The sequence below is a fragment of the Mycobacterium innocens genome, from assembly GCF_900566055.1.
GTDB lineage: Bacteria > Actinomycetota > Actinomycetes > Mycobacteriales > Mycobacteriaceae > Mycobacterium > Mycobacterium innocens.
Genome location: NZ_UPHQ01000020.1, coordinates 17886 through 28760 on the forward strand (window position 1 = coordinate 17886; position 10875 = coordinate 28760).

Annotated in this window: 9 protein-coding genes and 2 pseudogenes; 7 read left to right on the plus strand and 4 right to left on the minus strand. The window is 67.8% G+C overall.

Going from position 1 to position 10875, the window contains the following annotated elements; all coding sequences use genetic code 11:
• The first annotated feature begins 11 nt into the window (after nucleotides 1-11).
• On the plus strand, nucleotides 12-671 hold the full coding sequence (locus tag EET03_RS02080) for a PaaI family thioesterase (protein ID WP_122508716.1): 660 nt from the start codon (nucleotides 12-14) through the stop codon (nucleotides 669-671).
• Between the two features lie 5 nt (nucleotides 672-676).
• Here the strand turns inward: EET03_RS02080 and EET03_RS02085 are convergent, their stop codons facing one another.
• The gene (locus EET03_RS02085) at nucleotides 677-1993 is read right to left on the minus strand and encodes a PPE family protein (RefSeq protein WP_099194308.1); all 1317 of its coding nucleotides are present in this window, start codon (nucleotides 1991-1993) and stop codon (nucleotides 677-679) included.
• A gap of 393 nt (nucleotides 1994-2386) precedes the next feature.
• On the opposite strand from EET03_RS02085, the gene purT reads away from it, so the two are divergent.
• From purT to EET03_RS02100, 3 genes are read left to right on the plus strand one after another with little or no spacing between them, the layout of a single operon-like run.
• Entirely contained in the window at nucleotides 2387-3781 is a 1395-nt protein-coding gene (gene purT / locus EET03_RS02090) for a formate-dependent phosphoribosylglycinamide formyltransferase (RefSeq protein ID WP_075544265.1), read from the plus strand.
• Nucleotides 3778-4200, plus strand: coding sequence for a rhodanese-like domain-containing protein (locus EET03_RS02095; protein ID WP_082274819.1), 423 nt, complete (start codon nucleotides 3778-3780; stop codon nucleotides 4198-4200). Before purT ends, EET03_RS02095 begins: the two co-directional genes overlap by 4 nt.
• Before the next feature lie 21 nt (nucleotides 4201-4221).
• Nucleotides 4222-5451 carry an O-succinylhomoserine sulfhydrylase gene (locus EET03_RS02100; protein ID WP_075544284.1) on the plus strand — a complete coding sequence of 410 codons (1230 nt, stop codon included), beginning with the start codon at nucleotides 4222-4224 and terminating at the stop codon, nucleotides 5449-5451.
• A gap of 547 nt (nucleotides 5452-5998) precedes the next feature.
• Here EET03_RS02100 and EET03_RS02110 read toward each other — a convergent pair.
• The gene (locus EET03_RS02110; protein WP_075544264.1) at nucleotides 5999-7414 is read right to left on the minus strand and encodes an NAD(P)/FAD-dependent oxidoreductase; all 1416 of its coding nucleotides are present in this window, start codon (nucleotides 7412-7414) and stop codon (nucleotides 5999-6001) included.
• A gap of 691 nt (nucleotides 7415-8105) precedes the next feature.
• Between EET03_RS02110 and EET03_RS02120 the strand changes: the two are divergent.
• Nucleotides 8106-8219 (plus strand): annotated as a pseudogene (locus EET03_RS02120) (PPE domain-containing protein); the annotation flags it as partial.
• 84 nt (nucleotides 8220-8303) lie between these two features.
• Here EET03_RS02120 and EET03_RS02125 read toward each other — a convergent pair.
• Together EET03_RS02125 and EET03_RS02130 are read right to left on the minus strand one after the other, a co-directional pair.
• On the minus strand, nucleotides 8304-8930 hold the full coding sequence (locus tag EET03_RS02125) for a hypothetical protein (RefSeq protein ID WP_075544262.1): 627 nt from the start codon (nucleotides 8928-8930) through the stop codon (nucleotides 8304-8306).
• Between the two features lie 140 nt (nucleotides 8931-9070).
• Nucleotides 9071-9364, minus strand: a pseudogene (locus EET03_RS02130) (acyl-CoA dehydrogenase family protein); the annotation flags it as partial.
• Between the two features lie 35 nt (nucleotides 9365-9399).
• On the opposite strand from EET03_RS02130, the gene EET03_RS02135 reads away from it, so the two are divergent.
• Nucleotides 9400-9771 (plus strand): DUF3054 domain-containing protein, encoded by a 372-nt coding sequence (locus tag EET03_RS02135; RefSeq protein ID WP_075544260.1) that lies wholly within the window; start codon nucleotides 9400-9402, stop codon nucleotides 9769-9771.
• Between the two features lie 44 nt (nucleotides 9772-9815).
• Complete coding sequence (locus EET03_RS02140; RefSeq protein ID WP_075544259.1) at nucleotides 9816-10721, plus strand: SAM-dependent methyltransferase; 906 nt, start codon at nucleotides 9816-9818, stop codon at nucleotides 10719-10721.
• Nucleotides 10722-10875: the final 154 nt, after the last annotated feature.

Below are 10875 nucleotides of genomic sequence, written 5' to 3' on the forward strand. Positions count from 1 at the left end.
ACTATTCCTCGCTGGGGTCAGACGGATGCCCCGAAGAAGAAGATCCCGAATACCAGCACCACGGCGGCTTTCCGGAATACGGCCCGGCCAGCCCCGGCGCGGGTTTCCGCCGTTTCGTGACGACGATGCGCCGCTTGCAGGACCTGGCGGTGTCGGCAGACCCGGGCCCAGACGCAGAGGCCGTGTGGGACGAGGCCGCCGAGCGCGCCGCCGCGCTGGTCGAGCTGCTGGGCCCGTTCCAGGCCGAGGAAGGCAAGGGGCCGGCCGGGCGGACCCCCGATCTGCCCGGCATGGGTAGCCTGCTACTACCGCCGTGGACGTTGACCCGCTACCGGCCCGACGGTGTGGAAATGACGGGTTCGTTCAGCCGGTTTCATGTCGGGGGCAACCACGCGGTGCACGGTGGCGTGCTGCCGTTGCTGTTCGACCACTTATTCGGCATGGTTTCGCATGCGGCGGGACGGCCGATCAGCCGGACGGCTTTCCTGCACGTCGACTACCGCAAGATCACCCCGATCGATGCGCCGCTGATCATACGGGGACGAGTAACGCGTACCGAGGGCCGCAAGGCGTTCGTGTCCGCGGAATTGGTCGACGCGCGCGGGCCGGACGAGACGCTGTTGGCCGAAGGCAACGGCCTGATGGTGCGGCTGCTTCCCGGCCAGCCGTAAGGGAGCTACTGGCTTTGGCTCGGGTGCGGCGGCACCACGATGATGGTCGCCCCCGGGATCGCCGCCAGCGTCGCGGCAAGGTTGGCTACCACGCCGGGCGGTAAACCGGACGGCAACCCCGGGATGTTCGTGCCGGCGGCCGCCGGGATCGAGGGTGCGTTCGCCGCGGGTCTGCCCGCCGCCGCGGCCCCGCCGCCCGCTGCCGGTGCGGCCGCGGCCGGGGTCGACGAGGAGGCGCTGCCTCTGGCCGCCAGGCCCGCCAGGCTGGTCCCGGCCAAACCCGCCGCCGCCATGCCGGTATACCCGTCGTCCGAACCAGTCGTCATGAACATGGGTGTGGTGCCGGGGAACATCGCAGCGACTTGGCGCACCGCCGGCGGAAGCATCCAGCTCTGCGGCACCGAAAGCCCGCCGATACTGGCCGAGTAGCCGGACAGCGCGGTGACCGGCGGCTGAGGCGGGGTGAACACCCGCCCCGGCAGTGGGACGGGGTTGGTCCTTCCGCGGCCGGGGCCCAGGACATCGGGCGATCCGTCGTCGGCTCCCTTGGCTCCCGGCTCCTTCTCCCATTCATCGACCTCGTCGTGGCGATAGATTTCGACCAGCTGCGCCGCCTGCAGCCCCCAGCTGCTGGCCGCGACGATCACCGCTGCGGCCACCAGAAAGTCGAGTTCCCCAAGCGGTGTGGGTAGGTTCACCAAGTCGGGCAATTCGACGGCTGCGGCGGCCAGCGCCGCAGCCGGGGCGGCCGTGATCGCCGCCTGGGCGGCGGTGGCGTCGGCCGCTGCTTCGATCCCGGTCGTGGTCTGCGGCGGGGCGGTAAACGGCGGCAACTCCGACGCGGCCGCCGAGCTGCCGGCGTAGCCGTCCATGGCGACAATGTCCTGAGCCCACATTTCGCTGTAATCGGCTTCACTGGCGGCGATCGCCGGCGTGTTCTGTCCGAAGGTGTTCGTCCGTGCCAGCGAGATCATGGTGCTGCGGTTGGCCGCGATCTCCCCCGGGGGCACAGTCGCCGCATGCGCGGATTCGTAGGCGTTGGCCGCGGCGATGGCCTGGGCCGCGGCCTGCTCGGCCTGAGCGGCAGTAGCCCTCATCCACGCTACGTAGGGAGCAGCCGCGGCGGCCATGGACAGCGCCGAGGGGCCGCGCCACTCCTCACCGGCGAGCCCGGAAATCACCGCTGAGTAGGACGCGGCCGTCGCATTGAGTTCGTTGGCCAGCCGCCCCCAGGCCGTCGCCGCGTGCAGCAGTGGAGCTGCACCCGGTCCGGCATACATCCTGGCGGAATTGATTTCCGGCGGCAGCGCCGCAAAGTCCATTCCCAGGGTCATCGCTGCGCCCTTCCCGGGCCCGCGGCGCCGGCGCGGCTCGACCCGCCGGCCGCATCCACGGCCGGCTGTGTCATCACGAAAGGCATGGACTTCTCCTTGACGGAATTGCGCGGTCCGCGAAGGGCCTTCTATTTCGGATGGCGCGAGTGACCGCCCGCCGCTCACCCGACCACGTACTCATGGGCCAGGCAAACACCGGGCTGTGAGCAGCGTTACACAAAAACTCGACAAATGAGCGCAGAAGCGCCTTTCTCTTATCGAGCCCACGGTTACGGCGGGTAATTGCGTTGCCGCGGGTCCCGCCGCGTTGGGCAGCCGCGCCAGCGCCCCTATCCTTGAGCCTTGGGCAGCGGGACCACTACCGATGGAGAGGGTGAGCTGGTGACTGACGGCTTGACCGAGGGACGGGATGAGCTCACCGGTAAGGACGAGCGGCCGGCGGCCGGCGACGGTGCAGCCCGGGACGACGCGACGACGGCCCTGCAGGTGCCGCCCGCCGCAACCGGCCAGCCCGCCGCAACCGGCCAGCCGGCCGCGGCCGAGCCCGATGGCAGGCCGCGGGTGCTATTGCTGGGCTCGGGCGAGCTGAGCCGGGAGCTGACAGTTGCGTTACAAGGCTTCGGCGCAGAGGTGATCGCTGCCGACGAACGCCCCGATGCGCCCGCGCACCGCGTCGCCGACCAGGCGCTGGTCGTCTCCATGACCGATGCCGACGAGCTGGCGGCCCTCTTCGCCCGGCTGCATCCGGACTTCGTGGTGACGCTCACCGACGCGGTCAGCGTCGACGCACTCGATGCTCTCCAAGCCGGCCAAGCCGGCCCAGCCCGGCAGGCTCAGTCTGACGGTTGGCACACCGAGCTGGTGCCCAGCGCCCGCAGCGTCCGGCTGACCCGTGACCGGGAAGGCCTGCGCAAGCTGGCCGCCGACGAACTCGGCCTGCCTACCGCGCCGTTCTGGTTCGTCGGATCGCTTGCCGAACTCCAGGCGGTGGCCGCTCACGCCGGCTACCCGTTGATGGTCAAACCCGTCGCCAAGGTGAGCGGTCGGGAGCGGTCGGTGGTCCGCGGTCCGGACGAGATCGAGCGCGCCTGGCACCGCGCGGCCGGCGGTGAGCTCGCGGGCGCACACCCCAGGGTGTGGGCCGAGACGGTGGTCGATGTCCAGGTTCTGGTCACCCTGATCGTGGTGTGCACCGACGGGCCGGCGGGACCGGAAATCACCTTCTGTGCGCCGGTCGGTTATTGCGGCGCAGACGACCGGGGTGACCGGGGCCTGGAATCCTGGCAACCGCAGCAGCTGAGTACCGCCGCGCACGACGCGGCCAGGTCGATAGCCGCCCGCATCGTGAAGGCGCTCGGCGGACGGGGTGTCTTCAGCGTCGAATTGATGGTCAACGGCGACGAGGTGTACTTCGCCGACGTCACCGCGTGGCCGGGCGACAGCGCCTGGGTCACCCTGCGCAGCCAGCGGCTTTCCGCCTTCGAGCTGCAGGCCCGGGCGGTCATGGGCCTTGCGGTGGACACGTTGATGGTGTCGCCGGGCGCTGCTCGGGTGGTCGGCCCCGGCCGGGCCGCCGCGGGCGTGGCGCCCAGTGCCGAGACGCTGACGGCCGCGCTGAGCGTCCCGGAAAGCGATGTCCGGGTGTTTACGAGTGTGCGCGCCGGGGTGCCACCCAGGCTCGGTGTGGCGCTGGCTACCGCGCCCGACGTGGGGACCGCGCGCGGCCGCGCCCGAGACGTCGCCGGCCGGCTCAGTATGCGAGACTCGGGCAAGTGAGCTACGCGGGAGATCTAACGCCGCTGGAAGCATGGAAGATGCTCAGCGACAACCCTGAGGCTGTGTTGGTGGACGTGCGGACCGCCGCCGAGTGGCATTTCGTCGGTGTGCCCGACTTGTCCGGCCTTGGCCGTGACGTCGTCTACATCGAGTGGAACACCGTCGACGGCGCGCGCAACCAGAACTTCGTTACCGAACTGCGGGATGCCATCACGCCCGCGGAAGGTCCGGGCGAGTGGCCGGTTGTTTTCCTGTGCCGCTCCGGTCAACGCTCCATCGGTGCCGCCGAAGCCGCAACCAGCGCCGGGATCACGCCGGCCTATAACGTGTTGGACGGCTTCGAAGGGCACCTCGACGCCGAGGGCCATCGTGGTGTGGTCGGTTGGCGGGCAATCGGATTGCCCTGGAGGCAGGGGTGATCTGGTGACGGGGTGGCGGCGATGACCGGCGAAGGTTCGGTTCGCACGCCCAAGCCGCTGCCCGACGGTGTCAGCCAGGCCACCATCGGAGTGCGCGGCGGGCTGTTGCGCTCGGCGTTCGACGAGACCGCCGAGGCGATGTATCTGACGTCCGGCTATGTCTACGAGTCGGCGGCGACGGCCGAGCAGTCGTTCAGCGGCGAACTGGACCACTTCGTGTACTCGCGCTACGGCAACCCGACCGTGTCGATGTTCGAGGAGCGGCTGCGGCTGATCGAGGGAGCGCCGGCGGCATTTGCCACCGCCAGCGGCATGGCGGCGGTGTTCATCTCGCTGGGCGCGCTGTTGGCGGCCGGGGATCGGTTGGTGGCCGCGCGCAGCCTGTTCGGATCGTGCTTTGTGGTGTGCAACGAGATCCTGCCGCGCTGGGGAGTGGAGACGGTTTTCGTCGACGGCGACGACCTTTCGCAATGGGAGCAGGCGCTGGCCGACCCCTCCAAGCCCACCCGAGCAGTGTTCTTCGAGACACCGGCGAATCCCATGCAGTCGCTGGTGGACATCGCCGCGGTGACCGAGCTGGCACATGCTGCCGGTGCAAAAGTGGTGCTGGACAACGTTTTTGCCACGCCATTGCTGCAGCAGGGCTTTCCGCTCGGGGTCGATGTGGTGGTGTACTCGGGCACCAAGCACATCGACGGCCAGGGCCGGGTGCTCGGCGGCGCCATCCTCGGTGACAAGGAGTACATCGACGGCCCGGTGCAGAAGCTGATGCGCCACACCGGACCGGCGATGAGCGCTTTCAATGCCTGGGTGCTGCTGAAAGGCCTTGAGACACTTGCGGTTCGGGTGGAGTACAGCAATTCCTCGGCGCTGCGGATCGCGGCGTTCCTGGAAGCCCATCCCGCGGTGAGTTGGGTGCGCTACCCTTTCTTGCCGTCACATCCGCAGTACAACCTGGCCAAGCGGCAAATGTCCGGCGGCGGAACCGTCGTCACCTTCGCGCTGGACGCTCCGGAGAGTGCGGCCAAGCAACGGGCGTTCGAAGTGCTCGACAAGCTTGCGCTGATCGATATCTCCAATAACCTCGGGGACGCGAAATCGCTTGTCACGCATCCGGCTACCACGACGCACCGGGCGATGGGCCCGGAGGGCCGCGCCGCGATCGGCCTGGGTGACGGCGTGGTCCGCATCTCGGTCGGGCTGGAAGGCACCGACGACCTGATCGCCGATCTGGACCGGGCGTTGAGCTAGGAGCGAGGGTCAGTGATTCGGCCAAATGCAGACCCTGCAAAACGCCAAACGGCTGTTGCCTCCGGGTTGGATCAGGCTCGCGGCGAATGGCTACTGCTGGCAGCCTGCCACAACCTGCGCAAACGTCACGGCCACGTCGGCGTCACCGGACTGGCCGCCCTCGCGATCAACTGACCCGCCCTTTCCCGGCGCTCGACGCGCGAGTCTGCATCCAGGGCGTCCAGTCTGCGCCCAGAGCGCTGCGGACTGCTGAATTCAACTGCGATCTCCTCGCCCTCAGCGCAGAATGAAAACCTGACCCCGTTTGGGCAGTGCCGGACCCGCGTGGACCGTTACCGACCCGCGCTCCTAATCGGCCAGTCACCGGTTATCGGTGGCCGTTGTGCCCGGCTACCAGCGACAGATCCATTGGGCGAGTTCGGTTGTCGCTGTGAGGCGGGCAGATCGTGCACCGGCTCCCCCGGAAGCTTCCGTGGCGCATGTGACGTCCGCCGGCCCACCGACACCGCCAAGGCAGTGACGGCGGCGGCGCCGTCCGAGTCGCAACCTAACCGACCGCTCGCTGTTCGGCCCTTTCGGCCTGTTCGGCAGCGGCCAGGGCGCCTTGTTCGGCCTGCGCCTGGACATAGCGCATCGCCAGCCTGGCGTAGACCATTTGACTGGTGATGGCCATCTGCCCGCGCGTACGGCCCAGGAAGGCCAGCCCCCAGGAGAACGCGGCGGCAATGCGATTGCGGTGGCCCACCAGATACAGCAAATGCAGCAGCAGCCACGCCAGCCAGGCGAAGAAGCCGGCGAATTCCACCTTGCCGATCTTGGTGACCGCGCTGAAATGGGAGATGAGCGCCATGCTGCCCTTGTTGAAATAGTGGAATGGCTTGCGGTTGGCCGGGTCGTCGTGGCCTTTCACCGCGTGCTTGATGATCGTGGTGGCATAGCGTGCCCCCTGGATCGCGCCCTGGGCCATCCCGGGCACACCGGGCACCGACATCAAATCACCGACCACGAAGACGTACGGGTGCCCCTTGACGGTGAGGTCGGGTTCCACGATCACCCGTCCGGCGCGGTCGATTTCGGTTCCCTCGGACTGTTCGGCCACCCTCTTGCCCAGCGGGCTGGCCTGCACGCCGGCCGCCCACACCTTGCACGCGCAGTCGATGCGGCGCTCGGTGCCGTCTTTGTCCCTGACCGTGATGCCCTTGTAATCCACGGCGGTCACCATCGCGTTCAGCTGGACTTCGACGTCCATCTTCTCGAGCTTTCGTTGCGCCTTGAGACCCAACTTCGGGCCCATCGGCGGCAGTACCGCGGACGCGGCGTCGAGCAGGATCACCCGGCACTCGCTGGGCGTAATGGTGCGAAATGCCCCGGCTAGGGTGCGCTCGGCGAGTTGGACAATCTCCCCGGCGAGTTCCACGCCGGTGGGGCCGGCCCCGACCACGACGAAGGTCAGCCGGCGTTCGCGCTCGGCATGATCGGTGGCCACTTCGGCGGCCTCGAACGCGCCCAGGATGCGGCCACGCAGCTCCAGGGCATCGTCGATGGTCTTCATGCCGGGCGCGAAGATGGCGAAATCGTCGTTGCCGAAATAGGATTGCTGCGCACCGGCCGCCACGATGAGACTGTCGAACGGCGTGACCGTCTCCATGTCCATCAATTTCGACGTGACCGTCTTCGCGTTCAGGTCCATGCCGATGATCTCACCCAGCAACACCCGCACGTTCTTTTGGTTGCGCAGGATCAGCCTGGTGGTCGGGGCGATGTCACCCTCGGACAAGATTCCGGTGGCCACCTGGTACAGCAGCGGCTGGAACAAGTGGGTGGTCGTCTTGGAGATGAGGGTGACGTCGACGTCGGCCCGCTTGAGCGCCTTGGCCGCGGTCAGCCCGCCGAAACCGCTGCCGATGATGACGACGTGATGGCGCCTGCCGACGGACGAGCCTTCGCTAGGTGGGGGCGTCATGGTCCTCCTTCAGTTTTCGTCATTCTGCGACAGTCTCGGGGTCACTGCGGCGCATGTACACCGTACGACTTCGCCCGGGCTGACGTCGATTGTTTCCGGGCCCCATCGTGCGCCGAGTACCATCGGCGTCTGCTTTCCCGTCGTGTTTGGAAGCAAACCTATTGCCGGCCAGTCTCGTTCGCTTCGTGACGTTATCGGATGGGTGCGGTCGCCATGAAGTTCGGTGCCACTCCGCACAGTGGCAAAACGAGCAAAACGGTCGCAATGTACAGGAGGGGGTATAGGCCGCTGCCGTGGACATCCGGCAGGCGGGCGCTGTCTCGAGGCTGCTTGGCCGATCTGAGCTCATCGCGGCTCTGGCCGCGTTGCTGCTCGGGGTGGCAGGCGGTCATTGCGGGTTGCCGCGATGGGATTTTTGCCCGGCCCACCTATCACAGTCGCGCCTCGCGACGCCGACCGATCAGTTGGTGGTCAACGGGAAGCACGCACAGCGTTGCGACGCTGCCGGCATCGCTTTGTCCCAGCAAGCTGGCGACGGCCGGCTCACACGCGCCGCCTCGAACGCGCTCACCGCTGATCCTTTGTGATCGGCATTCTCGCCGTCGCCTCAGGCGTCAAAGCTGCTGCGCGGCCCCGCATCTGACATTCAGTGCAGTGCGCGTAGAGCTAATTCAGTTGGGGGTCAAGCGAAATAGATTTCGGTACAATGCCACCCGAAGCCCCTTCGGCAAAAATGTATACCGGCCCTGGAGCCGGGTCGCTGCTGCTTGCTGCGGCAGCGTGGGAAGCAGTAGCCGACGAGCTCCCCCCGGTGATGCCGCGCCCGCTGTTCGGCGGATGAGCCCGCCGGGCCCCGTGCGTCGCGACGGACCGGGCGACGAAATCTAGCTCACGGCCAGCTGCTTGCGTTGTCCGCGTATCTGGCGTTGAGTCCGGTGCAGAAATCCGCGGCTGTGCCGGCGAGCAAGATGTAGTAGACCTCGGTGCGACGCAGATCGCCGTCGGTTGGGGTAGTCCAGCCGTTGTTGCACATGGCGTTTTCGCCGCCCGCCGTCGACCGGCGCCAATTGGTCTTGACGCAGCTGACCAACGCGTCGACGTTGGGCGTGGTGCTCTTGGCCGTGACCAACATCGCGCCTCCCCATTGCCCGTCGGCGCGTCGGTAGGCGCGTGCCCCGAACGGGGAGCCCGACCCCGCGCCGTTGCTCTGGCAGGCCAACGCGCGGCGCAGCAGCACGAAGGGGGCGGCCAGCTGCGGGTTGGTCACCGCGGCGGCCGCGGTGATGAATTGAGCCGCGTCCGAGCCGTCGACCTCTTGGACGTTCGGGTTGGCGAGGCTGGTCAGTTGCTGCGAAATGCCCGGCGCTGCGTCGGCGCCACCGATGTTCGGTCCGCTGCCGGTGGAGGTCATCGGCGGCAGTGTGACGGTGGGGTCGGCGGAGGCCGTGGAGGTTACGGCCAGGGTGCTCACGGACAGCCCGAACACAGCGACGGCGACAACGATCCGGTGTGACATAAGCCCATCATCTACTGTCCCGGCGCCCAGGGTGGGCCAGATTCGACAAGAGGCCCCGGCTGAACCATCGGGCCACCTGCCTGGGCCGGCACCGGGTCAGCGGAATGCCGCCAGGCCGGTGAAGGCGTGGCCGAGGACCAGCTGGTGGCGGCTTCCAGTTCCAGGCAAGCCAGGTCGTAGTGGACCGCGGACGAGCCCCCACATCCGTAGGCGTGCAAATGCATTCCCAGCAGGCCGAGTTGGCCGAACTGCTTGGCCAGTTCGCGGGCCACCGGCAGGTCGCCGTCCTCGAACCACTCGGCGACAAACGGTGTCAACGTGCTCGGCGCAGAATCGGCGTAGGTGTCGCGCACCGCGAACTCGTCGGCGGACAGCGACGCATCCAGCCCGAGCGGGTCGTAGCGGTCGAAGGCGGGCGGTGGGTCAGTGCTCATGAACCCCATCCTGCCCGGCCCGGTAATCTCGCTGCATGCAACCGCGGCACCGGCTCTGCTGGCTGGGCTCGTTGGCCACCGACGTGGTCGCCGTCCTGATCTTCTGCACTCTCGGGCGCCGCAGCCATGCCGAGGGCATCAGTGTCGGCGGCGTCGCGGCGACGGCATGGCCGTTCCTCAGCGGAACCCTTGCCGGATGGCTGGTGTCGCGTGGTTGGCGACGGCCCACCAGCGTGATACCCACCGGGGTGATGGTGTGGATCGGCACCATCGCGGTCGGCATGGTATTGCGCAAGGCCAGTTCGGCCGGTGTGGCGGTGAGTTTCGTCGTGGTCGCCTCGGCGGTCACCGGCGTGTTGTTGCTCGGTTGGCGTGCGGCCGCCGGGCTGATGCTGCGCCGCCGTTGACGATGCTTGACGAGGCTTGACGAGGCTCTGCAAGGTGAGGCGCGATGGTACGCACCGATGACGACGACTGGGACGCGGCCACCGGCGTCGGGGTAACCGCCACCTTCGGCGCCACCGCCAGGGCCGTCGCCGCTGGCGCCGGGTTGCTCAACGACCCGTTCGCCGAACCGTTGGTTCGCGCCGCGGGAGTGCCGTACTTCACCCGGATTATCGACGGAGATCTGGGCGAGGCCGACCAGGCCGACAACCGGACAACGGCCGGGCTCATCGACATCCTGGTGACGCACACCCGGTTCCTCGACGGTTTCCTTGCCGACGCGGGCCGGGCGGGGATTCGTCAGGCGGTGATCCTGGGGTCGGGCCTGGACGCCCGGCCATACCGGCTGTGGTGGCCACCGGGAACAACGGTGTACGAGATAGACCAGCCCCGAGTGATCGAATTCAAGACCGGCTTGTTGCACGAGCTGGGCGCCAAGTCGACCGCGCACCGCCGTGCGGTCGGCATCGACCTTCGTCAGGATTGGCTGGCGGCCTTGTGGCGGGTCGGTTTCGACGCGGACCAGCCCACGGTGTGGATTGCCGAGAACCTGCTCGTGGGCTACCTACCGCCCGGCGGGCAGGAGCGGTTGCTGAAAGACGTCACCGCGGTGAGTGCGGTCGGCAGCCGGTTCGCCGCCGATCACATGCCCACCTGGACACCGTTGCAGCAGAAGGCGGGACGGGCTTTCGTCGACCGCTGGCGAAAGTTCGGCCTGGACGTGGACCTGGCCGCGCTGACGTATCCGGGTGAATACCGTTATCTGCCGGAATGGTTGGCATCCAACGGCTGGGAGACGGTGGAACGCGACGTCGTCGAGCTGTTCGCCGCGATGGGAATGCCGGGCCGCTGGAGTGTCCGGCCCCGTGACGTGGCGATCACCCCCCGATATGTCACCGCGACGCTGGTCTAGCCCTCAAATAAGCGAGCCGGTGTGAGGTGGGTGGCAGTATCGCACAGGCGTGCGATTTGGCTTGGCGGTGGGGCGGTTTGTGAGGGGGCGATGGCTGTTGTCAGGTGCGTGAGCGGTCGCAGTTTGGCTGGATCATTGGTTCTGCGTGAGGTTT